Origin of the sequence: Pseudoduganella dura, from assembly GCF_009727155.1 — a bacterium.
GTDB lineage: Bacteria > Pseudomonadota > Gammaproteobacteria > Burkholderiales > Burkholderiaceae_D > Rugamonas > Rugamonas dura.
The window spans coordinates 6,383,250-6,409,934 of record NZ_WNWM01000002.1 but is presented as its reverse complement, the minus strand read 5'-3'; the positions used below and the strand labels follow the sequence as shown (position 1 = coordinate 6,409,934).

The following is a 26,685-nucleotide window of genomic DNA, read 5'->3' as shown; positions in this document are numbered from 1 at the left end:
GGCCGAAGCGGCATTTCCATTGCCGGCGCATTATCCGCGCCGGCACCGGCTCATTCGCGTGCGCACCTTATCCGGCCGGCTTTTTCACACGGAACCACGCGGCATACAGCGCCGGCAGGAACAGCAGCGTCAATGCCGTCGCCAGTACCAGGCCGCCCATGATCGCCACCGCCATCGGCCCCCAGAATACCGAGCGCGACAGCGGAATCATCGCCAGCGCCGCGGCGGCCGCGGTCAGCAGGATCGGCCGGCAGCGCCGCACCGCCGATTCCACGATTGCATCCCATGGCGCCGCGCCGGCCTTGATGTCCTGCTCGATCTGGTCGACCAGGATGACCGAATTGCGGATGATCATGCCGAACAGCGCGATGATGCCCAGGTTCGCCACGAAGCCCAGCGGCCTTCCCAGCAGCAGCAGCGCGAACGCCGCGCCGGCCACGCCCAGCGGCCCGGTCAGGAATACCAGCAGGGCACGGGAGAAGCTGTGGAGCTGCAGCATCAGCAGCGTGAAGATCAGGAACAGCGCCAGCGGCAGGTTGGCCGCGATCGACTGCTCGGCCTCGCCGCTGTCGGCGGCGGCGCCCTTCTCCTCGATCTTGTAGCCGGCCGGCAGGCGCGCGCGCAGGTCCGCCAGTTGCGGGTTGATCTGGCCCGACACGGTCGGCCCCTGGATGCCTTCGACCACGTCGGCCTGCACGGTAATGGCCCATTCGCGGCCCAGGCGCCACACCACGCCCGGCTCCCACACGAATTCCACGCGCGCCAGCTGCGAGATTGGCACCGAACGGCCACTGGCCGTCGGCACGTTGGTGTTGTTCAGGATCTCGATGGTCTGGCGCTCCGCCAGCGGCTGGCGCACCTGGATGTCGATCAGCCGGATGCCTTCGCGGAACTGGCCGACCACGGTGCCGGACAGGATCGTGTTCGCCGCCCGCATCACGGTCTGCGTCGTCACGCCCAGCGCGCGCATGCGGTCCTGGTCCAGGTCAAGCCGCAGCACCTTGACCGATTCGTTCCAGTTGTCGTTCGTGCCGATCGCGCCGGCGTTCGCACGCACGATGTCCTTGACCTGGTCGGCGATGGCGCGCACCTTGTCCACCTCGGTGCCGGTCACGCGGAACTGCACCGGATACGGCACCGGCGGCCCGTTCGGCAGCAGCTTCACCCGGCCGCGCACCTCGGGAAAATCGTCATGGAACACCTGCGTGATCTTCTTGTGCAGCTCGGCGCGCGCCTGCAGGTCCTTCGGCAGCACCACGATCTGCGACACGTTCGACTGCGGGAAGATCTGGTCCAGCGGCAGGTAGAAGCGCGGACTGCCGGTGCCCACATAACTGGTGACCGATACCACGCCCGGCTGCTTGCGGATGAACGCCTCGAACTTCTTCACCTGCGCCTCGTTGGCGGCGAAGGCGGTACCTTCCGGCGACCACATCTCCACCATCAGCTCCGGCCGCGACGAATCGGGGAAGAACTGCTTTTCGATGAAATTGAAGCCGTACACGCCCAGCGCGAAGATCACCAGCGTGGCGGCGATCGTCGTCTTGCGCCACGTGACGCACCACGTGACCACGGCGCGGAACTTGCGAAAGCCCAGCGTGTCGAACACCTCGTGGCCATGCTCGCCCGGCGCATGCGGCTGCACCTTCAGCAGCAGGTAGCCGATATAGGGCGTAAACACCACCGCGACCACCCATGACATGATCAGCGCGATCGCGTTCACGGAGAACAGCGAGAACGTGTACTCGCCCGCCGTCGATTGCGCCAGGCCGATCGGCACGAAGCCGGCCACCGTGATCAGCGTGCCGGTCAGCATCGGCAGCGCGGTCGACGTGTAGGCGAACGTGGCCGCCTCGAGCCGGGACAGGCCCTCCTCCATCTTGCGCACCATCATTTCGACCGCGATGATGGCATCGTCCACCAGCAGGCCCAGCGCGATGATCAGCGCGCCCAGCGAGATCTTGTGCAGGTCGATGTTCAGCATACGCATGAACAGGAACGTCACCGCCAGCACCAGCGGGATCGTCAGCGCCACCACCAGGCCCGGCCGCACGTCGAGGCGCAGCTTCGGCTTCGTGTGCAGGCCCAGCGCCAGGAAGCTGACCGCCAGCACGATCAGCACCGCCTCGATCAGCGTGTGGACGAATTCGCCGACCGACGCCGTCACCGCCTGCGGCTGGTCCGATACGCGATCGAGCTCGATGCCGACCGGCAGCTTGGTCTTCAGGTTGGATACGGTCTCTTCGAGCGCCTTGCCCATCTCGATGATGTTGCCGCCCTTTTCCATCGACACGCCCAGGCCGATCACGTCCTTGCCGTTGAAGCGCATCTTGTCGCGCGGCGGGTCCTGGTAGCCGCGCCGGATGGTGGCGAAGTCGCCCAGCCGGAACGTGGTGCTGCCGGCGCGCAGCTCGAGGTTTTCCAGGTCCTTCACGGTGGCCAGCGCGCCGGTCACCCGCACTTGCAGGTTGTCGGTGGGCGTGACCAGCGTGCCGGTGGCTTCCACCGTATTCTGCGTGGCGATCTGGTTGACGATCTGCTCGAACGGAATGCCCAGCTGCGCGAACTTCTGGTGCGAGAATTCGATGTCGATCTTCTCGTCCTGCACGCCGAACAGTTCGACTTTCGACACCTTGCCCACGCGCAGCAGCTGCTGGCGCACGAAGTCGGCGTAGTCCTTCATCTCCGCATACGTGAAGCCGTCGCCGGACAGCGCGAAGATCGAGCCATAGGTGTCGCCGAATTCGTCGTTGAAGGTCGGCCCGATCACGCCCTGCGGCAATGTGCCGGCGATATCGCCCACCTTCTTGCGCACCTGGTACCAGGCATTGCCGGTTTCCTTCGGCGGCGTCGATTCGCGCAGGCTGAGCATGATCAGCGTCTGCCCCGGCTTCGAATAGCTGCTGATCTCGTCGATGTACGGCGTTTCCTGCAGTTTCTTTTCCAGCTTGTCGGTGACCTGGTTGGCCATCTGCAGCGCCGTGGCACCGGGCCAGAACGCCTGCACGACCATGATGCGGAAGGTGAACGGCGGGTCTTCGTCCTGGCCCAGGTTCTTGTAACTGAGCATGCCGCCGATCAGCATCACGGCGATCAGGTAGCGCGTCAGCGGGATGTGTTCGAGCGCCCACCGCGACAGGTTGAAATCCTTCATCATGCCCCCTTGGCGGGGGCGGTCTTCGGCACGGGCGCCTGCAGCGCATCCTCGCCGAGGATGCGCACTTTCTGGCCCGGCTTGAGCAGGTGCACGCCGGCCGTGACGACCGTCTGGCCGGCCGTCACGCCGCTGCCCAGCACGAGATCGTTGCCGTCGGCGGCCACCACCGTGACCGGCGCGAGGCGCACGGCGCCCTTCTCGACGACCCACACCGAGGTGGCATTGCGTTCATGGTACAGCGCTGTAAGGGGCACCTTGATCTTCGGCTGCGCCGATTTCGACGCGAACCGCACCACCGCCGTCATGCCCAGCTTGGCCTGCGTGAGCGTGGCCGGCAGCGTGACCTTGAACGGATAGGTGCGCGTGGCCGGATCGGCCACCGGCGACACTTCGCGGATCTTCGCTGCCACCACCTTCTCGGGGGCGGCCCACAGGCGCACGCGCACGTCGGACACATCGCGCAGCACATCCACCCGGTCTTCCGGCACGCCGAACACCACTTCCTTTTCATCGGTGCGCGCCACGGTGACGACGGGCGCCCCGGCCGCCACCACCTGCCCCGCTTCGGCCGCCACCTGCGTGACGACACCATCCACATCCGCCACCAGGCTGGCATAGCCGGCCTGGTTCGACTGTTCGCGGTAGGCGGCGCGCGCCGCATCCACCTGGGCCTCGGCCGCCCGCAAAGCCGACTCCTTTTCATCCAGCACCGCCTGGGCCACGAAATTCTGCGTGCGCAGCTCGCGATAGCGCTTCACGTCCGCCTGCGCCAGGTCGCGGTTCGTCTCGTTGGCGCGCAACGTGGCCAGCGCCTGCGCCTGCCCCAGCTTCAGATCCTGCGGATCGAGCTGCATCAGCACCTGGCCCTTGCGTACCGCGGTGCCGACATCGACCTTGCGCGAGACGATCTTGCCGGGGACGCGAAAGCCCACCTGCGACTGGTAGCGTGCCCGCACCTCGCCGGAAAACTCGGCGTTCACGTCCACATCGGAGCTGTGCAGCACGATCGCGCGCACGGGCCGCACGTCTTCCGTCTTTTCCGGCGGTTTCGAACAGGCAGCCAGCAGCACGGCGGCGGCCGCAATCAGGTAGGGCTTCGGGACTTGCACGGTGATTTCCTTCACTCTGGATCGGCTGCAATTGCGGCAACGGCGCTTAGCCACTATGATTGCGGGCTGAAATATATGACTTTCCGTTAAGTAATTATCAAAACGAGTAGAAAATTATAGACGTGGCGTATCCATTTGCAAATGACTTTCGCGTCAGTTAGCCGCGCAGACCCCCATGGCAGTCGACCATTATGAAAACTTCCCCGTCGCGTCGCTGCTGTTGCCGCGCCGGCTCGTCCCTGCAGTGCAGGCCATCTACGGGTTTGCCCGCGGCGCCGACGACGTGGCCGACGAAGGCGATGCCACGCCCGCGGAGCGCCTTGCCGCGTTGAAGGAATACGAGGCGGCGCTGGTCCACATCGAACTCGGTACGCCGCCGGGCGGCCCTGTCTTCGAGCGCCTTGCCGCCGCCATCGCCGAACACGAGCTGCCGTTCCGGCCGTTCCACGACCTGCTGTCCGCGTTTCGGCAGGACGTGACGGTGACCCGGTACCAGACCTACGGCGAGCTGCTCGACTACTGCCGGCGCTCGGCCAACCCGGTGGGCATCCTGATGCTGCATCTGTATGGCGCGGCCACGCCGGACAACGTGCGCGACTCCGATGCGATCTGCACGGCGCTCCAGCTGATCAACTTCTGGCAGGACGTGGCGATCGACCAGCAGAAGGAGCGCATCTACGTGCCGATGGAAGACCTGGCCCGCTTCGCCATCTCGCCAGCGCACCTGCACGACGCGACGTCGCACGGCAAGTGGCGCACGCTGATGCGCTTCGAAGTGGAACGCACCCGCGCGCTGATGCTGTCCGGCGCGCCACTGGCATGGCGCCTGCCCGGGCGCATCGGCATGGAACTGCGACTGGTCGTGCATGGCGGCCTGCGCATCCTGGAGGCAATCGAGGAAGTGGATTATGACGTGTTCCGGCGCCGCCCGGTGCTGCGCCGCGGCGACTGGCTGAAAGTTTTCTGGCGCGCGCTGCGGCCCTTGCCGCTAGAATAGCGCCTTCAACAGCGCAATATTGCAAAATAATTACATGTCTCCCGACGATTACTGCCAGCAGAAAGCCGCCGCCAGCGGCTCGAGTTTCTATTACAGCTTCCTGTTCCTGCCGCCCGAACGCCGGCGCGCGATCACGGCGCTGTATGCGTTCTGCCGCGAAGTGGACGACACCGTCGACGAGTGCACCGACGAATCGCTGGCCCGCATCAAGCTCGCCTGGTGGCGCACCGAAGTGGCGACCATGTACACCGGCAAGCCCACGCACCCCGTCACGCAGGCGCTGCTGCCGCACGTCGCCCCGTTCGGCCTGCAGCAGGAACACATGCAGGCCGTCATCGACGGCATGGAGATGGACCTGAACCAGACCCGCTACCTGGATTACGCCGGCCTGTCGAAATACTGCTGGCACGTGGCCGGTGTGGTGGGCCTGCTGTCGGCGAGCATCTTCGGTTCCACCCGGCCGGAAACGCTGCGCTACGCGGAGAAGCTGGGCCACGCGTTCCAGCTGACGAACATCATCCGCGACGTGGGCGAGGACGCGCGCAAGGGCCGCATCTACCTGCCGATCAACGAACTGCAGCAGTTCGGCGTGACCGCCGCGGACCTGCTCAACGCCCGCCACACGGACAATTTCACGAAGCTGATGGCGTTCCAGACGTCCCGCGCGCAGGCGGCCTACGACGAAGCGTTCGCGCTGCTGCCGAAGGAAGACCGGCGCGCGCAGCGCCCCGGCCTGATGATGGCCGCCATCTACCGCACGCTGCTCGACGAGATCGAGCGCGATGGCTTCCACGTGCTGACGCAGCGCATTTCGCTGACGCCGATCCGCAAACTGTGGCTGGCGTGGAAGACGTACGTACGTGGCTGATCGCGTTGCCGTCGTCGGCGGTGGCTGGGCCGGCTGCGCGGCGGCCGTCGAACTGGCCCGCCGTGGCGCCGCGGTAACGCTGTTCGAGGCGGCGCGCACGCTCGGCGGCCGCGCGCGGCGCATCGAAGCGGGCGGGCGCACGCTCGACAACGGCCAGCACATCATGCTGGGCGCCTACGCCGCGTCGCTGAAGCTGATGCGCACGGTCGGGGTCGACCTGGACCGCGCGCTTCTTGCGCTGCCGCTGCAGATGCGCTACCCGCCGGGCGGCATGGATTTCGTCGCGCCGCGCCTGCCGGCGCCGCTGCACCTGGCCATCGCGCTGCTGCGCGCCACCGGCCTGGCGCGCGAAGACAAGCTGGCGATGGCGCGCTTTTCCACCACCGCGCGCTGGATGGGCTGGCGGCTCGACAACGACTGCACCGTGGCCGAACTGCTGGTGCGCTTCGACCAGACCGCGCGCCTGGTCGACCTGATGTGGCGGCCGCTGTGCCTGGCCGCGCTGAACACGCCGCTCGAAACCGCGTCCGCGCAGGTGTTCCTGGCCGTGCTGCGCGACAGCCTGGGCGCCCGCCGCAAGGCGTCGGACATGCTGCTGCCCCGGCACGACCTGTCGGCGCTGTTCCCCGATGCCGCCGCGCGCTGGCTGGAACGGCACGGCGCCACGATTCGGTCAGGTGCAAAAGTAGCGGAGGTCGCGCCGCTTGACGGCGGCTGGCTGCTCGACGGCGAACCGTTCGACAAGGTGGTGGTGGCCGCATCGCCCGCCGCCACCGCCGCGCTGCTGGCGCCGCTGCCCGAAGCGGCGCCCGTCGTCGCCCAGCTGGCCGCTTTCACGTACGAGCCGATCACCACCTGCTACCTGCACTATCCGGAAAATGTGCGCCTGGCGCTGCCGTTCTACGCACTGGAAGACGCGCCGTCCGCAGGCCGCTGGGGCCAGTTCGTGTTCGACCGCGGCCGCCTCGATCCGGCGCAGGCCGGGCTGCTGGCGGTCATCGTCAGCGCGTCGGGCGCGGCGGCCGCCCTGCCCCAGCAGGAACTGGCCGTCGCAATCGCCGCCCAACTGGCGCAGGCGTTCGGCCGCCCGGAACTGGCCAGCCCCGGCTGGACGAAAGTCGTCACCGAAAAGCGCGCCACCTATGCCTGCACGGCCGGGCTGGCGCGGCCGGGGAACGCCACGCCGCTGGCCGGCCTCGTGCTGGCCGGCGACTTCACGGCCGGCGACTACCCCGCCACGCTGGAGATGGCGGTGCGCAGCGGCCAGGCCGCGGCGAAACTGCTGGGCTGACGCCCTGTCCTTCTCCATTGCCGCCTGCCCCCGCATTCCTGCAGCCTGTCGCAGTGCGTTGGCATGCTCCTTGCCAACACCGTACAGTGGCAACATCGGAGGACTGGACATGAAAACCGCATTCACAACTATTGCCGTCCTGGCAATCGTGCTGCTAAGCGCAGTGGCGATCGTCGGGATCGAAGCGAACGGCCACCCCGTTGCGCTGCAACTGGCAATGAACTAGGAACACCCGATGGGCAAGCAGGACTATCTCGACGCACTCGCCAGGGCCATGGCCGGCCTGCCGCCCGAAACGGCGGCGAAAACGCTGGCGTACTACGAGCAGCGCTTCGTCGACGGCATCAACGCCGGTCGCACCGAAACCGATGTCGCGGCCGAACTGGACGATCCACGCAAGATCGCCATGACCCTGCGCGCCAACGTGCACCTGCAATCGTTCGAACAGCGCAAGACCCCGGCCAGCTTCGGCCGCATGCTGGTGTCGTTCGCCGGCCTGGCCGTGTTCAACCTGTTCATGGTGGTGCCGGCGGCGGTGTTCGCGGCCCTGCTGCTGACCGTGTACGTGTGTTCGTTCAGCTTCTATGTCAGCGGCATCGCCGTGGCCGCCAGCGGCCTGGCCGGCGCCAACGAAATGATCCTCGCCGGCCCGCTGCACCACCTGGTCGACAACGAGGACAATCACCATGACGGCGAAGCGCGCGGCGAGCGCCTGCAGACCCGTGTTTCGATCGGCGACCGCGGCATCGAAGTCAGCCAGCAGCGCTCGCCGGGGCTGCAGCAGGAACTCGACGACGAATCGAGCCGCTCCGGCCGCCTGCTGGATAACGCCGAGGCGATGGCCGACGGCAGCGTGCGCATCAGCGTCGACCCGGAAGGCGCCTCGCGCGCCACGCAGACGGTGATCGGCTTCGGCCTCGTGCTGGGCGGCATCGCACTGTTCCTGCTGTCGCTGGTGGTCACGCGCTACACGGCCATTGGCCTGCGCCGCTACGTGCAGATGAACCAGTCACTGATGCGGGGCCGCTGATGCGCATCCGCACTCTTGTTAAAGTGGGCCTGTCGCTGTTCGTCCTCGCGCTGGGGCTGATCGGCGTGTCGTACAGCATGCTGCGGGCGCAGGGCGTGGCCAACCCTTCGACGACGGCCGGCCGCGTCACCCGCACCGAGGCGCGCGCGATCGGCTACGGCATCACGGCGATCGACCTGCAGGGCCCGATCGACCTGACACTGCGCCAGGGCAGCACGCCCTCGCTGAAGGTGCGCGGCGAGCAGCGCCTGCTAGGCAACGTCGCAACGTCGGAGGAAAACGGCACGCTGCACATCGCCACCACCGGCATGCTGTTCCACCACAAGCGCCCGCTGCAGGTGGAAGCCGTGCTGCCGTCGCTGCAGTCGGTGGAGATCCGCGGCAGCGGCGACAGCAGCATCACCGGTTTTTCCGGCGAGCGGCTGACGATCACCGTGAACGGCTCCGGCGGCCTGTCGTTCTCGGGCCGCTACCGGCACGTGAAAGCCGCCGTGCACGGCAACGGCGACCTGGACCTGAAGTCCGGCAGCAGCGAGGATGTGAACCTGGCGCTGTTCGGTTCGGGGTCGATCAACGTTTCCGGCACGTGCGACGCGCTGACCACGGAGCTGACCGGCTCGGGCACCATCGACGCGCAGCACATGGCCTCGAATACGGTTTCTGTGGCGGTCAAGGGTTCCGGCAACACGGATATCTTCGCGCGGGGATCGGCCACCGTGGCGGTGGCCGGCAGCGGGGATGTGACGGTGTACGGGAATCCGGATCAGAGGAATGTGAGCCGGACGGGGTCGGGGAATGTCAGTTTCGAGTGATGGATCGTTGCTGCCGCCGAAAACATCGGATCGAGTCCAGGCTCGGCGACAAGAGAGCGCTCACCAGCAATTCCGGGCGACATGGAAACCTTTGAAGCAACCGGAACAGGACTGGTCGGTTGCGGCCAGGTTTTAGTCCCAGTCTCGAGACGGTTATTCGCGATGCTGCTTGCTGGTGATGCTATCGAGCAGGACATGCAGGTTCAAATCCACCGTTTTCGCGACCGATGCGAGCTCATCCTGATTGGCACGGAAACCGTACGTTACCTGGGGGCCCAGGATCAGACGGTACGTCGTACTGCATAAAAGCATGCCCGATGGCGGTGTATCATGACAATACAAGGTGTAAGGTTCACCCGCATCGTTTCTCCATGCTTCATCACGAGCGATCCAATAGCCGTTGGAGAAACGGCTGAAGTCGCCGGTAACCGATTGCTGCAGCGGTCGCCCGGTCGCTATGCCGGCGTCTCTTTCCCTGACAAATGCGGCATAAGCGCCGCGGTCGTTTGTCCGCATTTTCTCGTAGTAATCCGTAGACGGTGAGTGTAACGAGATGTCTTCAGGAAAACCGTGACTCGACTGCGCCGTGGACATGTCGATATCGCAAAGCAGCTTTGGCAGGGCGCTGTCACGTGAAGCGCAAAATCTTTTTTGCAGCGGAAAGGCTTTGGACCTTAGCTCTTCCAGATTGATTTGAAGATTTACGAGGTCGATCGGCATCTTTGCCTGACGACTGATGCTGCAAAAAGCGCGCATGCTTTTGTGCGACGAAAACGAATACAAGTCCGTGTCACCTGTCCAGGCAGTAAATATTGGCGCCGAGGGCAGCCAGAGTTCCGCTCCCGCGACCATCACGTGGTGGTTTGCATTCAAACACGATTCGTCCGGAACTCGTACGCTCCATTGCGACCACCAAAACGATGCGGCCAGGACAGAAGGGATGCTCAGGAATCCTGACAGCACGAGTACCACGCACCGGATGTTCACGCCGGCGACGACCGGAACCCATAATGAAATTGTCCTGGTCACCACGCCTGAAAGCAGGCCAGCGACCGCTGCGCACAGCAATACTGTCACGAGGAGAATGCCCAGACCTGCGCCGCCGGGGGCATCTCCTGCTGATCGGAAACCCTCGAATACAAGCCACCCGAGCGGTAAACCGGCGATAACGGCAAGGAGCACGAGCGGCAAGCGCCCCGGCATCGTCCATGCGATCACGAACAGTGCAGTATAGGGGAGCAGCAAGGGAAGCATGGAGACGATCGACGACATCAGGAACGGCGGACCCGAAATAGAATCAACGTGAGACTTTACTGCGTCGCCACCCGTGTGAACAGCAATGTCGGCACGGTTTGCGGAGCAAGCCTTCGCGGCCTGCGTTACCGGCAGACGTGAAGCCAGTCGGCCACATCCCGCCCCGCCGCCACGCCTCCCGCCAGGCAAGCCGTCAACAAATACCCCCCGGTCGGCGCCTCCCAGTCCACCATCTCCCCGGCAACGAACACCCCCGGCATGGCGCGCAGCATCGTGCCTTCGAGCGCCTCGAACGCCACCCCGCCGGCACTGCTGATGGCTTCGTCGATCGGCCGCGGCGCGCCCAGCGTCAGCGGCAATGCCTTCAGGGCGCGCGCCAGCGTAACGGGATCGGCATACTGATCCTTGCTCAGGCATTCATGCAGCAATCCGGCCTTGACGCCCTTGATGCCGAGCCGGCCCTGCAGGTGGCTCGACATCGAGCGCGACCCGCGTGGCCGCGCGACTTCCCCGAGCACGCGTTCGATGGATAGATCGGGCAGCAGGTCCAGCTCGACCACGGCGCCGCCGTGCGCCTCCACCTGGTCGCGCACCGGCGCGGACATCGCGTAGATCAGGCTGCCCTCGACACCGGTCGCCGTCACGACGAACTGCCCCTGCCTGCGTACGCGCTGCCCGGCGCCATCGGTCCAGGTCGCGGCGACCGTCGTCAGCGGCTGTCCCGCGTAGCGTTCCGAGAACACGGCGCTCCATGCCACATCGAAGCCGCAGTTGGACGGCCGCAGCGGCGCCACGCCGATGCCGCGCTGCGCCAGCACCGGCAGCCAGGCGCCATCCGAACCCAGACGCGCCCAGCTGGCACCGCCGAGGGCGAGCACCGTGGCGTCGGTGTGCGCGAGCAGTTCGCCGGCCGGCGTATCGAAACGCAGCGCGCCTTCGGTCCAGCCGATCCAGCGGTGGCGCTGGTGGAATTGCACGCCGGCTTCGCGCAGCCGGTGCAGCCACGCGCGCAGCAGCGGCGCGGCTTTCATTTCGGTGGGGAACACGCGGCCGGACGTGCCGACGAAGGTCTCGATGCCCAGGCCATGCACCCAGGCGCGCACGGCTTCCGGGCCGAACGCGTCGAGCATCGGCCGCAGCGCGGCGGCGCGAGCGCCGTAGCGCGTCACGAACTGTTCATACGGCTCGGCATGCGTGATGTTCATGCCGCCGCGGCCGGCCAGCAGGAACTTGCGGCCGACGGAAGGCATGGCGTCGTACAGGTGGACGTCGAACGTGCCGGCGCGGGCCAGCGTTTCGGCGGCCATCAGGCCGGCCGGGCCGCCGCCGACGATCGCCACGCGCGGGCGGGAAACGGGGGCATTGTCCGGGGGAGTCGCAGGAGGGGGTGCTAGGTTCGTCATGAGGAGCGAGATTGTAGTGCAAAACGCGCCCGGCCCCGGCATACTGGAGGCAAAATCACCGCTGGAGGAACCCGATGGGCCCGCTCTTCTGGATCACACGCTACCTGCTCGCGGCCGTGCCGCTGTTCGCCATCCTCGCGGTTGTGGAATGGGCGAAAGGCACCACCACCCTGCAGGACATCGCCAGCGCCGCCATCTGGGCCGCGGTGGCCGCGGCGATTTTCACGGGCGTGGCGTGGAACCGCTACCGCAAGGCCGTGCATTGCGCGATGTGCGACGCGGCCGCTCCCGAGCAAACCGCGCACGCGAAGAAGAAGTAAGGCTCAGCCGCCCGTCACGGGCGGGAAGAACGCCACCTCGGCGTTCTCGGTCAACGCTTCGCCTGCGTCGCACATCCGCTGGTTGCAGGCCATCCGCAACGCGCGGCCCTCCCCCAGCGCCTCGGCCCACGCGCCGCCGCGGGCGACGAGCAGATCGCGCAGCGCGCCCACCGTGGCCACATCGGCCGGCACGCCGATGGTTTCGCCGCCGCTGCCCAGCTTTTCACGCACGCTGGCAAAGAATTTCAGGTTGATTCGCATACGTTGGTCAATACAGCAATTCGGTGAACGGGATGAAGCGCACGACATCGCCGGCGCGGATCGGCTGATTGGCCGGGTTGTCCACCAGCCCGTCGCCCCACACGGTGGACGTGAGCACGCCCGAACCCTGGTTGGCGAACAGGTCCAGCCCGCCGTTGGCGTTCATCCGCGCGCGCAGGAACTCGTTGCGGCGGTCGCCTTTCCAGTCGAAGTCGGCGCGCACGGAAAAGGCCAGCGCTGGACGCGCGGCGGCGGCACCCTGGAGCTTGAGCAGGAACGGCCGCACGAACAGCAGGAACGTGACGAAGCTCGATACCGGATTGCCCGGCAGGCCGATGAAGAAGGCATTGCCCGCTTCGCCGAACGCCAGCGGCTTGCCCGGCTTGATCGCGATCTGCCACATGTCCAGCCTGCCCTCGGCTTCGACCGCCGGCTTGACATGGTCTTCCTCGCCGACGGACACCCCGCCGGACGTGATGATCAGGTCGCTGTGCTGCGCCGCCCGGCGCAGCACGGCGCGGGTCGCATCGAGGCTGTCCGGCACGATGCCGAAGTCGGTCACTTCGCAACCCAGGTTTTCCAGCAGCGCGCGCAGGGTAAAACGGTTCGAGTTGTAGACGCCGCCCGGCACCAAAGGCTCGCCGGGCATCGTCAGCTCGTCGCCGGTGAAGAACACGGCAACGCGCGCGCGGCGCAGTACCGGCACGCTGGCGAGGCCCACCGAGGCGGCCAGCCCCAGTTCCTGGCTGCGCAGCCGCGTGCCGGCCGGCAGGATCACGCTGCCGCGCGTGATGTCCTCGCCGGCGCGGCGGATCCATTCGCCCGACTGGGGGGCATGGCGGATCGTGACGGTATCGCCACTGGTTTCGCACTGCTCCTGCATCACCACGGCATCGGCACCTGCCGGAATGAACGCGCCGGTGAAGATGCGGGCGGCCGTGCCGGGCTGCAGCGGCGTGCCGACATGGCCGGCGGGGATGCGCTGCACGACCGGCAGCACGGCATCGCCGCCTGCGCAATCGGCGGCGCGCACCGCGTAGCCATCCATCTGCGTATTGTCCTGCGCCGGCACGTCGAGGCCGGACACGCAGTCGGCGGCCAGCACGCGGCCGTTCGCATCCAGCGTGGGCACCGTTTCGACATCCGTCACCGGGCGGCATGCCGCCAGCAGGAAGTCCAGCGCCTCCTGCCGCGACAGCATCGGCTTGCGCTCGCCCGCCATGCCTACAGGCCCGCTTCGGCGGCGCTGGTGTTGGCCGCGATCAGCGCCTTCATCTTGTCGACGTCGGGCGGCATCACCGTGTACTTCTGCGGCAGCGATTCGATATCCTCGAAGCCGGCCGGGCGCTCGGCATCCTCGCCCAGCGCTTCCAGGATCGTTTCGTTGAACTTCGCCGCCAGCGCCGTCTCCAGCACGATCATCGGCACGCCCTGTTCGATGTGTTGCTTGGCCACCTTGATGCCGTCGGCCGTGTGCGTGTCGATGACGATGCCGTAATCGTCGGCCACGTCGCGGATCGTCTCCAGGCGGTCGGCGTGCGTCGACTTGCCCGACTTGAAGCCGTATTGCGCCACCTTGGCGAACTCGTCGCCATCGCTGCCCGGGCCGCCGGACAGGTCGAAGCCGCCGTCGCTCTCCACTTTCGTGAACAGCGCCTTCACGCGCGCGGCGTCGCGGCCCACCAGGTCATAGATGAAGCGCTCGAAGTTCGAGGCCTTGCTGATGTCCATCGACGGGCTGCTGGTGTGGTACGTCTCGGCCGACTTGCGCACGCGGTAGACGCCGGTGCGGAAGAATTCGTCCAGCACGTCGTTCTCGTTGGTGGCCGCCACCAGCTTGTCGATCGGCAGTCCCATCATGCGGGCGATGTGGCCGGCGCAGATATTGCCGAAGTTCCCGGACGGTACCGTGAACGATACCTTCTGCTCGTTCGACGTGGTCGCCGCCAGGTAGCCGCGGAAGTAGTACACGACTTGCGCCACCACGCGTGCCCAGTTGATCGAGTTGACGGTGCCGATCTTGTGGCGCGCCTTGAATTCCAGGTCGTTCGACACGGCCTTGACGATATCCTGGCAGTCGTCGAACACGCCTTCCACGGCGATGTTCAGGATGTTCGGATCCTGCAGGCTGAACATCTGCGCCGTCTGGAACGCGCTCATCTTCTTGTGCGGCGACAGCATGAACACCCGGATGCCGCGCTTGCCGCGCATCGCGTATTCGGCCGCGCTGCCCGTGTCGCCGGACGTGGCGCCGAAGATGTTCAGCTCCGCATCCTGCCTGGCCAGCGCGTATTCGAACAGGTTGCCCAGCAACTGCATCGCCATGTCCTTGAACGCCAGCGTGGGGCCGTTCGACAGCGCCTGCAGGATCAGCTTCCTGCCGCCCTCTTCTTCCAGCACGCGCAGCGGGGTGATGTCGGCCGCGTTCTCGCCCTCGCGGGCGTTGCGGTAGACGTCGGCCGTGTAGGTCTTGTGCACCAACGCGCGCAGGTCCGCCTGCGGAATGTCGGTGGCGAACTTGCTCAGGATCTCGAATGCGAGATCGGCATACGACAGCTTGCGCCACGCATCGAGTTCGGCGCCCGTTACCTGCGGGTATTCGGATGGCAGATACAGGCCGCCGTCGGGGGCCAGTCCGCCCAGCAGGATATCGGAGAACAGAGCGGGAGTTTGCTGGGAAGACGCTACTGCGGCCGACGCGTCGGCGCGGGTGGACACATATTGCATGATTCTGGAGATCCGGTTGTGCACAGAAGAGGGATTCCTATTATAGTGCGACCGCAGTTTCTTTGTGAAATTTGCCAGGTTTTCGAATTTTATGCTGTCGTCAGCACGCCGCGTGATTCACCGTCACCACGTGGATCGCCAGCCCGCCCAGCGAGGTTTCCTTGTACTTGTCCTGCATGTCGGCGCCGGTCTGCCGCATCGTCTCGATCACCTCGTCGAGGCTGACGAAATGCGTGCCGTCGCCTTTCAGCGCCAACGAGGCGGCGGTAATCGCCTTCACGGCGCCCATGCCGTTGCGCTCGATGCAGGGAATCTGCACCAGCCCGCCGATCGGGTCGCACGTCATGCCCAGGTGGTGTTCGATGCCGATTTCGGCGGCGTTCTCGATCTGCGCGTTCGAACCGCCCAGCGCCGCGACCAGGCCGGCGGCGGCCATCGCGCAGGCGACGCCCACTTCGCCCTGGCAGCCGATCTCCGCCCCCGAGATCGAGGCATTGCGCTTGCACAGCATGCCGATCGCGGCGGCCGTGAGCAGGAATTCGCGCACGCCCTTCACCGGGTCGAGCGGCCTGCAATCCTCCGCATAGTATTTGAGCACGGCTGGAATGATGCCGGCCGCGCCGTTGGTCGGCGCCGTCACCACGCGCCCGCCCGCCGCGTTTTCCTCGTTGACGGCCATCGCATACAGCGACACGCCATTGAGCGCATCGTGCGGCAGCGCGTCGGCCACGTCCGCGCCCTGCGCCTGCTGCCAGAGCTTGGCGGCGCGGCGTTTCACGTTCAGGCCGCCGGGCAGCTGGCCGGACGTTTCCAGCCCGTGCGCGATACAGGAACGCATCACCTGCCAGATCCGGTCGATGCCCGCGTCGAGCTCCTCGCCCGTCATGCGCGCCAGTTCGTTCGCGCGCAGCATGCCCGGGATCGTCAGGCCCGTGCGCTGGCCGTGCGCCAGCAGGTCGGCCATCGTGTCGAAGGCGTAAGGAACCGGGCCCGCCGGATCGGCGATCGCGACACTCTCGCCCTCGGCGCGGATAAAGCCGCCGCCGACCGAGTAGTACACCTTGCTCACGTCGGTGCCGCCGGCGCGGTGCAGGATGAAGCGCATGCCGTTCGGGTGCCCGGGCAGGTTCTCCGTCTTGTGGAACACGAGGTGGCGGGCGCGCACGAACGGTACCGTCTTTTCGCCCAGCAGGTCCAGTTCGCCGCGCAGGTCCGCCGCGGCCAGCATCGGATCCACCTGCTCCGGATTCACATCCTGGGGCGTCTCGCCCATCAGGCCCAGGATCACGGCCTTGTCGGTGCCGTGGCCCACGCCGGTCAGCGCCAGCGAACCATACAGTTCGGCCGTCACGCCGGTCACGTCGTCCAGCGGTGCCTGTTCCAGCAGGAAGCGGCGCGCGGCCACCATCGGCCCCACCGTGTGCGAACTGGAAGGGCCGATGCCGATCTTGAACAGATCGAAAACACTCATGTCCATCTTTGTCTCTTTATAGTAGTAGTGAAGATGGGAATGTGCTCAGGCGGCCTGGCTGACCTTGACGTCGATATTGGCCAGCATGTCGCGGACGATCTCGTCCACGCCGATGCGCGCCCGCCAGCCCCAGTCGGCGCGGGCCGCCGCATCGTCAAGGCTCTTCGGCCACGTGTCGGCGATCTGCTGCCGGCTGTCCGGCCTGTACGAGACCGCGAAGTGCGGCACGCGCGCCTTGATGGCGGCGGCCAGCTCCTCCGGCGAGAACGACACGCCGGCCACGTTGTACGACGAACGGATCTTCACCTGGTCCGCCGGCGCATCCATCAGTTCGATCGTGGCGCGGATCGCATCGGGCATGTAGATCATCGGCAGCGTCGTTTGCGGACCCAGGAAGCACTCGTAGCGCTCGCCGCGCAGCGCGGCATGGAAGATCGCGATCGCATAATCGGTGGTGCCGCCGCCCGGCGGCGACTTGTAGCTGATGATGCCGGGGTAGCGGATGCTGCGCACGTCCACGCCGTACTTCAGGTGGTAGTACTCGCACAGCCGCTCGCCGGCCAGCTTGCTGATGCCGTAGATCGACGTCGGGTCCATCACCGTCATCTGCGGCGTGGCGTCCTGCGGCGTGTTCGGCCCGAACGCGGCGATCGACGACGGCCAGAACACTTTCAGGGGTTTGCCGATTTCGCCGCGCTCGCGCGCGATTTCCAGGATGTTCAGCAGGCCATCCATGTTCAGCTTCCACGCCTTCAGCGGCGCCTGCTCGCCGGTGGCCGACAGCATCGCGGCCAGCTGGTAGACCTGCGTGATGTCCTGCGACGAGATCAGCTGCGCAAGTGCTTCCTCGTCGAGCACGTTGACCACCTGGTATTGCTCGGCGCCGTACAGGTTTTTCGGCGAGATGTCGGAGGCGAACACATTGTGCGCGCCGTGCTTGTGCGACAGCGCCTCCACCAGTTCGCTGCCGATCTGGCCGTTGGCGCCGATAACGAGGATTCGTTCCATTTTTATTTTCCAATCGATTCTTGATTCACGGCTTGCCGGGTCGCGGCTCGCCGAATTCGGCTGACTAATTCGGCTGACTAATTCGGCTAAACGACGGTGCGCCGGATCGCGGCCCCCGTCATGTCAACGCATTGCGGTATCCGGTTACACCTTCAGGATGCCCAGCTCCGTGCCGGCCCGCTCGAACGCGGCCAATACCGTGTCGAGCTGTTCGCGGGTGTGCGCGGCCGATAGCTGCACGCGCACCCGCGCCTGCCCCATGGGCACCACCGGGTAGAAGAAGCCGGAAAGCAGCACGCCCAGCTCGTACATGCGGGCCGCGAATTTCTGCGCCACCGGCGCCTCGAACAGCATCACCGGCACCACCGGGTGCGTGCCCGGCTTGATGGTGAAGCCGATACGCTCGATCTCGCGGCGGAAGTAGGCGGTGTTCTCGTGCAGGCGGTCGCGCAGTTCGGTCGATTCCGACAGTTTCCTCAGCACCGCCAGAGAAGCGCCGGCAATGCCTGGCGCCAGCGTGTTCGAGAACAGGTAGGGCCGCGACTTCTGGCGCAACGTGTCGATCACTTCCTTCCGGCCGGAGGTGAAACCGCCCATCGCGCCGCCCAGCGCCTTGCCCAGCGTGCCGGTGATGATGTCGATCTTGCCCAGCACGCCATGGTGCTCGTGCGTGCCGCGGCCCGTCGGGCCCATGAAGCCGGAGGCATGGCATTCGTCGATCAGCACCAGCGCGCCGTACTGTTCGGCCAGCGCCACGATCTTGTCGAGCTGGGCGATCGTGCCGTCCATCGAGAACACGCCGTCGGTCACGATGACCTTGTGGCGTTTATCGGATGCGGCTTTCAGTTGCGTTTCCAGGTCGGCCATGTCGTTGTGGGCATAGCGGAAGCGCGCCGCCTTGCACAGCCGGATGCCGTCGATGATGGAAGCGTGGTTCAGCGCATCGGAAATGATCGCGTCGTTCTCGTCGAACAGCGGCTCGAACACGCCGCCGTTGGCATCGAACGCGGCCGCGTACAGGATCGTGTCCTCGGTGCCCAGGAATTGGGAGATCGCCCGCTCGAGCTGCTTGTGGATCGTTTGCGTGCCGCAGATGAAGCGCACCGACGACAGGCCGTAGCCGTACTGTTCGGTGGCGTCGATCGCCGCCTGGGCCACCCATTCCTGGCCCGACAGGCCCAGGTAATTGTTGGCGCACATGTTGATCAGCGTCCGTCCGTCGTCGCCCGTCACTTCCGCGCCCTGGCGGGAGGCGAGCACGCGCTCCGGCTTGTACAGGCCCTGCTCGCGCAACTGTTCCAGGTTGTGCCGCAGGCCGGCGTAGAAGTTCGCTTGTTCGCTCATGGTAGTCCTCGAATTGTCTGAATGGCGCCCGGGCGCCCGGCCCGCCTTGACCGGCACCTCGCCCCTGTTGTACCGTGCATCGCGGAGAACAGGGTATCGAACTTGCCGCCGATTCCTGTATTTTCTCCGGCTTCCACTATCTTGAACTTCAGTTCAATATACTGAATACTACATAAGCATATTGAACTTTGCAACCGCCAATGATGAAATCACCCGCCGCACCGATCGCCAACGCCCCGCCCGAGGTGGGCGCCGCCCTGCAACGCCTGCGCCTGGCCCGCGGCCTGACGCTGGAAGACCTGTCGCGCATCGCCGGCGTCTCGAAATCGATGCTGTCGCAGATCGAGCGCGAAAAAGCCAATCCGACCATCGCGATCACGTGGCGCCTGGCCAATGCGCTGGGCGTGGCGATCGGCGAGCTGCTGGCGGACGAGCAGCGGCCGGTCGACACGATCCGCGTCGTCGACGCCCACGAAACGCCCACGCTGCCGGGCAACCATGCCGGCTATGTGCTGCGCATCCTGGGGCCGATGGAACTGGCCGGCAAATACGAGTGGTACGAACTCACGCTGGCCCCCGGCGGCGAACTGGTATCGCAGGCGCACGATCCCGGCACCACGGAACACGTCACCCTGCTCCATGGTGCCATCGAGATCGAAGTGGGGACGCACAAGAAGAAGGTCAAGCTGGGCGGTACCGCCCGCTACCCGGCGGACCAGCAGCATGCGTTGCGCAATATCGGCAAGACCGAAGCGAAAGCGCTGCTGGTGGTGATCCACCGCTGAGCCGATGCGTTAAAAGTCTTGCATTTGAGCACTGACCAACTGGACGCCGCCACGACGTTCAGCCGTGCTCTGCATTTCATCCCGGCACCCTACAATGCATTCCTGTCCATGACATTGGTCTATATGAACATCGTTTGCATCGCCTGGGGCTCGTTGCTGTGGAAGCCCGGGCCGTTAAAACTGGCGTCCGGCTGGCATCCCGGCGGCCCGCTGCTTCCCCTCGAGTTCGCCCGCGACAGCGACGACAGCGAAGAGCTGGCGCTCGTGCTGTGCCCCGGCGCGCCGCTCATTCCCACCTACTGGGCATACGTGGACGCGCCGGACCTCGACGCGGCGCGCGCCATGCTGGCGGCCCGGGAAAAGATCCATCCCGGCCATCCCGAATGGATCGGCAGTTTCCCCGCCGTGGACGGCGCCGCAGTACAGCCTGAAATCGCCGCATGGCTGCGCGCCCGCGGCTTCGACGCGGTCGTGTGGACCGCGCTGCCGCCGAAAATCGCCGGCACCGAAGGGCGCATGCCGTCGCCGGCCGAAGCGGTCGACTTCCTGGCCGGGCTGGAAGGGGAAACGCGCGAGGCCGCCCGCTACTACGTGCGCCGCACGCCGGCGCACATCGACACCCGCTACCGCCGGCTGATCGAGGCCCGGCTGGGCTGGCGGCCGCTGCACGAGGCCGCCGTCACGCGGATGGCCTGAAACCCCGGGCTGCCTCGCGCACGAGCGTCCTTTCCGGTCGGACATGCTTCCTGCTAACATTGGCAGGATAGCCAGTCAACCCAAGCCCGACAATGACACCAGACCTCGCCGCCGCACCCGATATCACATTGCTTCCCTTGCCGCTGGCGGTGGAGTTCACCGCCGACGCCGTCACCGGCTACGCGGCGATGCAGAACGACGTGCCGGTGGTGCGGGCGATCACGCTCGTCAATACGGGCGACACGGCGCTGGCGAATGTCGATATCGCGATTGCCTGCCGGCCCGCCTTCGCTACCGGCCGGCAACTGCGCTTCGAGCGACTGGAACCGGGCGAACGCCGCACGATCGCGCCGGTCGACCTGGCGCCGGATCACGCCTGGCTGGGCAACCTCGACGAGGCCGAGCGCGCCGCCGTCACGCTGACGGCGATCGCCGACGGACATGCCGCCATCGAAGCCGCGCACGGCGTCGAGGTACTGGCCTACGACCAGTGGGCCGGCACCCGCGCGCTGCCCGAACTGCTGGCGGCGTTCTGCATGCCGAACTCGCGCGTGGTCGACCACCTTGTCGCCGCGGCATCGGCGTTGCTGCGCGAGGCGCCGGGCGCGCCGTCGATGAACGGCTACCAGTCGCGCAACCGCGAAAAAGTGTGGCAGCAGGTGTCCGCGCTGCACGGCGCGGTGCTGGCGCAAGACCTGCACTACGCCAACCCGCCGGCCTCGTTCGGCACGGACGGCCAGAAGATCCGCACGCCCGAGCGCATCGTCGATACGAAACTGGCCACCTGCCTCGACCTGGCGATGCTGTTCGCCTCGTGCCTGGAGCAGGCCGGCCTGCATCCGGTGGTGCTGCTGAAGGAAGCCCATGCCTGGGTCGGCGTCTGGCTGGTCGATACCTGTTTTTCCACGGCGCTGGTCGACGATGCGCAATCGGTGCGCAAGCGCGTACGCTCCGGCGAACTGATGGTGTTCGAGACCACCGGCGTGACCGGCGGAGCAAACCACGGCGGCAGGCCCTCGCTGCGCCTGGCCTGCGCCGCCGGCGAAGAGCGCCTGGCGGACGAAGCGGCGTTCCTCTGCGCGATCGATATCCGCCGGGCCCGCGAACTGCATATCCGCCCGCTGCCGTCGCACGCCGCGCCGGCGGTGCCGGACCTGCCCGTGGACACGGGCGCGCCGGCGATCGAAGCGATGCCGCCGCTGCCGCCGCTCGACCCGGCGCTGCTGCCGACCGCCGAGCCGGCCGCGGAAACCCCGGAAGGCCGCCTGGCGCGCTGGAAAGGCCGGCTGCTCGACCTCACGCTGCGCAACCGGCTGCTCAACTTCAAGCCGTCGAAGACGACGCTGCGCGTGATCTGCCCGGACCCCGGCGCCCTCGAGGATACGCTGGCCGAGGGCAAGGATTTCCGCCTGCGCGCCGCGCCGGTGCTGATGGCCGGCGCGGACCCGCGCGAGGCCGCCGCCTTCGCCGCCCGCACGGGGCAGACGCCGCTCGACGCGCTGGCCGCCGATGCGCTCGGCCGCAATGAAATCGTGGTCGACGTGGCGGAGGATGCGCTCGATGCGCGCCTGCTGGAAATCTTCCGCGCCGCCGGCACCAGCCTCGAAGAAGGCGGCGCCAACACGCTGTACCTCGTGTTCGGGCTGCTGCAATGGCAGGAAGAGCCCCATGCCGAGGCCTCGTACCTGGCGCCGATCCTGCTGGTGCCCGTCACGCTCACGCGGCAGTCCGTGCGCAGCGGCTTCCGGCTGGTGCGGCACGACGACGAAGCCCTCATCAATCCCACGCTGGTGCAAAAGCTGGCGCAGGACTTCAGCCTGAAGCTGCCCGCGTTCGACGTGCTGCCGCATGACGACAAGGGCATCGACGTGGCCGGCATCCTGCAGTCGTTCCGGCTGCATGTGGGCGAGCTGAAGGGGTGGGAAGTGCGCGAGCAGGTCCACCTCGGCATCTTCTCGTTCACCAAGTACCTGATGTGGAAGGACCTGCAGGACCGCCACCGGCAGCTGCAGGAGAATCCCGTGGTCGCCCAGCTGGTCGAGCATCCCGGCGAAGCGTTCGCGCGCGGCGATCTGGGCTTCGACCCGCGCACGCTCGACCGCAGCCACCGGCCCGACGAACTGTTCGCGCCGCTGCTGTCGGATTCGTCGCAGCTGCGCGCCATCTGCGTGGCCGAGAGCGGCACCAACCTCGTCATCGAAGGCCCGCCCGGCACCGGCAAGAGCCAGACCATCACGAACCTGATCGCCCACCTGCTGGCCACCGGCAAGACGGTGCTGTTCGTTTCCGAGAAGATGGCGGCACTGGAAGTGGTGCACCGCCGCCTGGAATCCATCGGACTGGGCGCATTCTGCCTGGAACTGCATTCGTCCAAGGGCAGGAAGGCGGACGTGATCCGGCAGCTGGGCATCGCGCTCGACGCCGCCGGCACCCGCACCGTCAGGGAATGGGAACTGGAGGCGACCCGGCTGGCCACGCTGCGCGCCGGGCTGAACGACGTGGCCGTGGCGCTGCACCGGCTGCACCCGAACGACCTGACCATCTACGAAGCGATCGGTACCTGCATCGAGCATGCGGGCGAACGCCCCGCCCCGTTCGCATGGCCCGATCCCGATGCGCACGGGCGTACCGAGCTGGAAGCCTGGCGCGAGACGAGCCGGCAGGTCGGCGCGCTGGCCAGCCAGCTGACCACGCTGGCCGGGCATGCGCTGGCCCGCATCGGCACGGCCGCCTGGTCGCCGTCATGGGAACAGGACCTGCTCGACAGTGCCGGCGCGCTGGCCGCCCGCACCGAAACGCTCGGCAAGGCCGGCACCGCGCCCATGCAACTGCTCGGCGCGGTGCCCGAGGGCCTGTCGCTGGGGGATCTGGCGGCCTTCGACCGGCTTGCCGAAGCGCTGCTTGCGGCGCCACGGGTGCCTGCGGGCGTGGCGCGGGTCGCGCATGAGGAAGCCACCCGCGCCCGCCTGGCCACGCTGCGCGAACATGGCGCGGCGCGCAATGCGGCATGGAACGCGCTGGGCGGCGTGTATGCGGACGACGCCGCGCAACTGTCGGCGGCAACGCTGCGGCGCGAATGGGTGGCGGCGCACACGGCATGGTGGCCGAAGAGCTGGTTCGCCAAACGGGAACTGCAAAATCGCCTGGCCGCTTATCGCACGGACCGGCAGCGGCCGGCCGAGGGCGACGTGCCGGTGCTGCTCGAGGCACTCGTCAAAGTCAACGAAGAGGACCGCTCCCTTGCGGAAATGTCCGCCGAGGCCGGCGCGCTGCTGCAGCACGAATTCGCCGCGCACCGCACGGACTGGGAAGCGGTCGCGCGCGCCGAGCGCTGGGCCCGGGACTATTCGGACGCCGTGATGCGGCTGGCCGGCGGCGACGCGGCGCTGGCGGCATCGCTGCGCGCCAACCTGCTGCCGTATGTCACCGACAACCGCGCGCTGCTGGCGCCCGATGCGCCGGCCGGCGCCGCGCTCGTCGCCTGGCGCGATGCGTGGCGCGAATTCGGCGCGCAGCTGCGCACCACGTCGAACCTGGGCGGCTGCGGCGACATGCTGGGGCTCGACCCCGCGGCCGAAGGCGCGCTGGCGCGCATCGCGGAAATCCTGCGGGGCTGGCAGCAGCATGCGCGCCAGCTGCGCCCATGGTGCCTGTGGCAGGGCGTGCGCGCCCGCGCCGTCGCCGGCGGCCTGCAAGGCGTCGTCGCCGCGCTGGAAGCCGGCGCGGTGCCGCTGGCCCGGGTGCCGGACTTCTTCGAGTACAGCTACCGCAACTGGTGGGTGCGCAAGGCGATCGACCGCGAGCCGGTGCTGTGCGCGTTTTCCAGCGCGGACCACGAACGCAGGATCCGCGAGTTCCGCCAGGCCGACGAGCGCTTCCAGCTGCTTACGCAACAATACGTGGCCGCCTCGCTGGCCGCACGCATACCCGCGGCGGCGGCGCAGGCGACCGGCTCCGATTCCGAGCTGGGCCGGCTGCGCCGCGAATTGCAGAAGCAGCGCCGGCACATGCCGATCCGCCAGCTGATCGCCGGCATGCCCACCCTGCTGCCACGCCTGAAGCCATGCCTGCTGATGTCGCCGCTGTCGGTGGCCCAGTATCTCGATGCGGCCCATGCCCAGTTCGACGTCGTCATCTTCGACGAGGCGTCGCAGATCCCGGTGTGGGACGCCGTGGGCGCGATCGCCCGGGGCCGCCAGCTCGTGTGCGTCGGCGATCCGAAGCAGCTGCCGCCGACAAGTTTCTTCAGCCGCGCCGACGATGGCGAGGACAGCGATACCGACGCCGAGGTGGAGGACCTGGAAAGCATCCTGGACGAGTGCCTCGGCATCGGCCTGCCGCAACTCACGCTGAACTGGCATTACCGCAGCCGCCACGAAAGCCTGATCGCGTTCAGCAACACCACGTACTACGGCAACGCGCTGGTCACGTTCCCTTCGCCCGTGACCGAAGACACGGCCGTGCGCTTCCAGCACGTGCCGGGCGCCTACGACCGGGGCGGCTCGAAGACCAACCGGGCCGAGGCCGATGCGATCGTGGCCGCCATCGAGCAGCACTACCTCGATCCGGCGCGGCGCCGCCATACGCTGGGCGTGGTCACGTTCAACGGGGCGCAGCAAAACCTGATCGAGCGGCTGCTGGAAGACCGGCGCCGCGCCAGTCCGGCGCTCGACGCGGCCATCGCGCTGCCGGCCCGGGAAGCGCTGTTCATCAAGAACCTGGAAAACGTGCAGGGCGACGAACGCGACATCATCCTGTTCTCGATCACCTACGGCCCCGACGCGCAAGGCAGGACCAGCCTCAACTTCGGCCCCCTGAACCTGGAAGGCGGCCACCGCCGGCTGAACGTGGCGATTTCGCGGGCGCGCCAGGCCGTCGTCATCTTCAGCACGCTGCTGCCGGAACAGATCGACCTGTCGCGCGTTCGCGCCAGCGGCGTGCGCGACCTGAAAAACTACCTGGAGTTCGCGATCCGCGGTCCCCGCGCGCTGGCCGGGCGAGCGACCGCCGCCGGGGTCGACGTGGCCAGCGCGTTCGAACGGCAGGTCGCCGTCGCGCTGCGCGAACGGGGCTGGACCGTGCATTCGCGCGTGGGCGTGTCGGGCTACCGCGTCGACCTCGGCGTGGTGGATCCGCGCGCGCCGGGCCGCTACCTGCTGGGCATCGAATGCGACGGCCCGTCTTACCACTCCGGCGCCACCGCGCGCGACCGCGACCGGCTGCGCCAGCACGTGCTGGAAGGGCTGGGCTGGAACCTGTTCCGGCTCTGGTCGACCGACTGGTGGCTCGATGCGGAAGAACCGATGACGCGGCTGCTCGCGCGGCTCGACGCCCTGCAGTCGGAGCAGGAGCAGCAAGAGTCGGCCGAACCGGAACCGGCGGCGCAGGAAGCCCTCTCGCCGCCCGGGCCGCCGCGGGAGGACCGCGCGCCGGCAATGACCCCGGAAGCGGATGCGCAGGTGGATCCGGAAGCGGTGCCCGAGCAGAATCCGGTGCCGGCCCAGCCCGGCGTGTCCACGCTCTACCTGCCGGTGGTGCTGCCCAAGGGCGACCCGGAGCGGTTCTACGAACCGGCCGCGGTGCCCGAACTGCGCCACCAGCTGAACCGCATCATCCACGAGGAAGGCCCGGTCGCGCAGTCGGCGCTGTTCCGTCGCGTGATCCGGGCGTGGGGCCTGGCCCGCACCGGGTCGCGCATCGAAAAGCACCTTGCGGCCCTGCTGCCGTCGCCGGTGCGCACGAGCAGGGAAAACGGCGCGGAAGACGGCGCCGAAGGCCGGGTGTTCTACTGGCCGGAGCATCTCGACCCGGCGACGTGGAGCCAGTACCGGCTGCCGGGCGCGGACCCGGACGGCAAGCGCGCCATCGACGAGGTGGCGCTGGAAGAGCTGGGCAATATCGCGCTGTACGTGCTGGAGCAGCAAGGCGGCACCACCCAGGCCGGCCTGGCGCGCGCGGTGTGCCGGCTGCTGGGCATGGCGCGCGCGAGCGCCGAGGCGGAAGAGCGAATCGGCCGCGCGCTGGGGCACGGCCGGGTTGCCGGCCTCGTCACCGTCGCCGATGGCGTGGTGGGTAGTATCCCGAATCAGAGATTCGTTGAATAAATCCGACGAGAATCGCCCCGATGCTGCGTTGAAAATACCCGGAAAGGC

19 protein-coding genes are annotated in these 26,685 nt (G+C 67.3%); 9 read left to right on the top strand and 10 right to left on the bottom strand.

The features are described from left to right. Positions 1-67 precede the first annotated feature (67 nt). Positions 68-3,157: an efflux RND transporter permease subunit gene (locus GJV26_RS27690; protein WP_155711800.1), complete on the bottom strand. Its 3,090-nt coding sequence runs from the start codon at positions 3,155-3,157 to the stop codon at positions 68-70. Beyond that, positions 3,154-4,266: an efflux RND transporter periplasmic adaptor subunit gene (locus GJV26_RS27685; protein ID WP_229427994.1), complete on the bottom strand. Its 1,113-nt coding sequence runs from the start codon at positions 4,264-4,266 to the stop codon at positions 3,154-3,156. Before GJV26_RS27685 ends, GJV26_RS27690 begins: the two co-directional genes overlap by 4 nt. 175 nt (positions 4,267-4,441) lie before the next feature. On the opposite strand from GJV26_RS27685, the gene hpnC reads away from it, so the two are divergent. The 5 genes from hpnC to GJV26_RS27660 all read left to right on the top strand — a co-directional run bounded on the left by hpnC (position 4,442) and on the right by GJV26_RS27660 (position 9,264). After that, a complete protein-coding gene (gene hpnC / locus GJV26_RS27680; protein ID WP_155711799.1) occupies positions 4,442-5,263 on the top strand; it encodes a squalene synthase HpnC in 822 nt (273 codons plus the stop codon). A gap of 34 nt (positions 5,264-5,297) precedes the next feature. Then, positions 5,298-6,131, top strand: a complete 834-nt coding sequence (gene hpnD, locus GJV26_RS27675; protein WP_155711798.1) for a presqualene diphosphate synthase HpnD — start codon at positions 5,298-5,300, stop codon at positions 6,129-6,131. Next, the gene (gene hpnE, locus GJV26_RS27670; RefSeq protein ID WP_189442244.1) at positions 6,124-7,422 is read left to right on the top strand and encodes a hydroxysqualene dehydroxylase HpnE; all 1,299 of its coding nucleotides are present in this window, start codon (positions 6,124-6,126) and stop codon (positions 7,420-7,422) included. The genes hpnD and hpnE overlap by 8 nt, the downstream gene beginning before the upstream one ends. Positions 7,423-7,657: 235 nt before the next feature. After that, entirely contained in the window at positions 7,658-8,452 is a 795-nt protein-coding gene (locus GJV26_RS27665; RefSeq protein ID WP_155711797.1) for a DUF1700 domain-containing protein, read from the top strand. Next, positions 8,452-9,264 (top strand): head GIN domain-containing protein, encoded by an 813-nt coding sequence (locus GJV26_RS27660; RefSeq protein WP_155711796.1) that lies wholly within the window; start codon positions 8,452-8,454, stop codon positions 9,262-9,264. The genes GJV26_RS27665 and GJV26_RS27660 overlap by 1 nt, the downstream gene beginning before the upstream one ends. Positions 9,265-9,417: 153 nt before the next feature. Here GJV26_RS27660 and GJV26_RS27655 read toward each other — a convergent pair whose 3' ends face one another. Beyond that, positions 9,418-10,536: a hypothetical protein gene (locus GJV26_RS27655; protein WP_155711795.1), complete on the bottom strand. Its 1,119-nt coding sequence runs from the start codon at positions 10,534-10,536 to the stop codon at positions 9,418-9,420. A 107-nt stretch (positions 10,537-10,643) separates the two neighbouring features. Beyond that, positions 10,644-11,921, bottom strand: coding sequence for a TIGR03862 family flavoprotein (locus GJV26_RS27650; protein ID WP_155711794.1), 1,278 nt, complete (start codon positions 11,919-11,921; stop codon positions 10,644-10,646). Between the two features lie 74 nt (positions 11,922-11,995). Here GJV26_RS27650 and GJV26_RS27645 point away from each other — a divergent pair, with 74 nt between their 5' ends. Continuing rightward, the gene (locus GJV26_RS27645) at positions 11,996-12,241 is read left to right on the top strand and encodes a hypothetical protein (RefSeq protein ID WP_155711793.1); all 246 of its coding nucleotides are present in this window, start codon (positions 11,996-11,998) and stop codon (positions 12,239-12,241) included. Positions 12,242-12,244: 3 nt separating this feature from the next. Here the strand turns inward: GJV26_RS27645 and moaD are convergent, their stop codons facing one another. The 6 genes from moaD to kbl form a co-directional block, all read right to left on the bottom strand. Further along, positions 12,245-12,502: a molybdopterin converting factor subunit 1 gene (gene moaD / locus GJV26_RS27640; protein WP_155711792.1), complete on the bottom strand. Its 258-nt coding sequence runs from the start codon at positions 12,500-12,502 to the stop codon at positions 12,245-12,247. Positions 12,503-12,509: 7 nt separating this feature from the next. Next, positions 12,510-13,724, bottom strand: a complete 1,215-nt coding sequence (locus tag GJV26_RS27635; protein ID WP_155711791.1) for a molybdopterin molybdotransferase MoeA — start codon at positions 13,722-13,724, stop codon at positions 12,510-12,512. A 2-nt stretch (positions 13,725-13,726) separates the two neighbouring features. Further along, positions 13,727-15,229: a threonine synthase gene (thrC, locus tag GJV26_RS27630; protein WP_155711790.1), complete on the bottom strand. Its 1,503-nt coding sequence runs from the start codon at positions 15,227-15,229 to the stop codon at positions 13,727-13,729. A gap of 100 nt (positions 15,230-15,329) precedes the next feature. After that, entirely contained in the window at positions 15,330-16,706 is a 1,377-nt protein-coding gene (locus GJV26_RS27625; protein WP_155711789.1) for an L-serine ammonia-lyase, read from the bottom strand. A 39-nt stretch (positions 16,707-16,745) separates the two neighbouring features. Continuing rightward, positions 16,746-17,708 carry an NAD-dependent epimerase/dehydratase family protein gene (locus GJV26_RS27620; protein ID WP_155711788.1) on the bottom strand — a complete coding sequence of 321 codons (963 nt, stop codon included), beginning with the start codon at positions 17,706-17,708 and terminating at the stop codon, positions 16,746-16,748. A gap of 144 nt (positions 17,709-17,852) precedes the next feature. Then, positions 17,853-19,052: a glycine C-acetyltransferase gene (gene kbl / locus GJV26_RS27615; RefSeq protein WP_155711787.1), complete on the bottom strand. Its 1,200-nt coding sequence runs from the start codon at positions 19,050-19,052 to the stop codon at positions 17,853-17,855. A 203-nt stretch (positions 19,053-19,255) separates the two neighbouring features. Between kbl and GJV26_RS27610 the strand changes: the two genes are divergently transcribed. The 3 genes from GJV26_RS27610 to proA all read left to right on the top strand — a co-directional run bounded on the left by GJV26_RS27610 (position 19,256) and on the right by proA (position 26,637). Beyond that, positions 19,256-19,837: a helix-turn-helix domain-containing protein gene (locus GJV26_RS27610; protein WP_155712772.1), complete on the top strand. Its 582-nt coding sequence runs from the start codon at positions 19,256-19,258 to the stop codon at positions 19,835-19,837. Between the two features lie 108 nt (positions 19,838-19,945). After that, complete coding sequence (locus GJV26_RS27605) at positions 19,946-20,533, top strand: hypothetical protein (protein WP_216643178.1); 588 nt, start codon at positions 19,946-19,948, stop codon at positions 20,531-20,533. Between the two features lie 92 nt (positions 20,534-20,625). Further along, positions 20,626-26,637, top strand: a complete 6,012-nt coding sequence (proA, locus tag GJV26_RS27600; RefSeq protein ID WP_155711786.1) for an anti-phage protein ProA — start codon at positions 20,626-20,628, stop codon at positions 26,635-26,637. The last annotated feature ends 48 nt before the right edge of the window (positions 26,638-26,685 follow it).

Coding starts and splice junctions, on each gene's coding strand:
- GJV26_RS27690 (WP_155711800.1), bottom strand. CDS start 3,157: ATGATGAAGGATTTCAACCTGTCGCGGTGGGCGCTCGAACACATCCCG.
- hpnC (WP_155711799.1), top strand. CDS start 4,442: ATGGCAGTCGACCATTATGAAAACTTCCCCGTCGCGTCGCTGCTGTTG.
- hpnD (WP_155711798.1), top strand. CDS start 5,298: ATGTCTCCCGACGATTACTGCCAGCAGAAAGCCGCCGCCAGCGGCTCG.
- GJV26_RS27665 (WP_155711797.1), top strand. CDS start 7,658: ATGGGCAAGCAGGACTATCTCGACGCACTCGCCAGGGCCATGGCCGGC.
- GJV26_RS27660 (WP_155711796.1), top strand. CDS start 8,452: ATGCGCATCCGCACTCTTGTTAAAGTGGGCCTGTCGCTGTTCGTCCTC.
- GJV26_RS27655 (WP_155711795.1), bottom strand. CDS start 10,536: ATGTCGTCGATCGTCTCCATGCTTCCCTTGCTGCTCCCCTATACTGCA.
- GJV26_RS27650 (WP_155711794.1), bottom strand. CDS start 11,921: ATGACGAACCTAGCACCCCCTCCTGCGACTCCCCCGGACAATGCCCCC.
- GJV26_RS27645 (WP_155711793.1), top strand. CDS start 11,996: ATGGGCCCGCTCTTCTGGATCACACGCTACCTGCTCGCGGCCGTGCCG.
- moaD (WP_155711792.1), bottom strand. CDS start 12,502: ATGCGAATCAACCTGAAATTCTTTGCCAGCGTGCGTGAAAAGCTGGGC.
- GJV26_RS27635 (WP_155711791.1), bottom strand. CDS start 13,724: ATGGCGGGCGAGCGCAAGCCGATGCTGTCGCGGCAGGAGGCGCTGGAC.
- thrC (WP_155711790.1), bottom strand. CDS start 15,229: ATGCAATATGTGTCCACCCGCGCCGACGCGTCGGCCGCAGTAGCGTCT.
- GJV26_RS27625 (WP_155711789.1), bottom strand. CDS start 16,706: ATGGACATGAGTGTTTTCGATCTGTTCAAGATCGGCATCGGCCCTTCC.
- GJV26_RS27620 (WP_155711788.1), bottom strand. CDS start 17,708: ATGGAACGAATCCTCGTTATCGGCGCCAACGGCCAGATCGGCAGCGAA.
- kbl (WP_155711787.1), bottom strand. CDS start 19,052: ATGAGCGAACAAGCGAACTTCTACGCCGGCCTGCGGCACAACCTGGAA.
- GJV26_RS27610 (WP_155712772.1), top strand. CDS start 19,256: ATGAAATCACCCGCCGCACCGATCGCCAACGCCCCGCCCGAGGTGGGC.
- GJV26_RS27605 (WP_216643178.1), top strand. CDS start 19,946: ATGACATTGGTCTATATGAACATCGTTTGCATCGCCTGGGGCTCGTTG.
- proA (WP_155711786.1), top strand. CDS start 20,626: ATGACACCAGACCTCGCCGCCGCACCCGATATCACATTGCTTCCCTTG.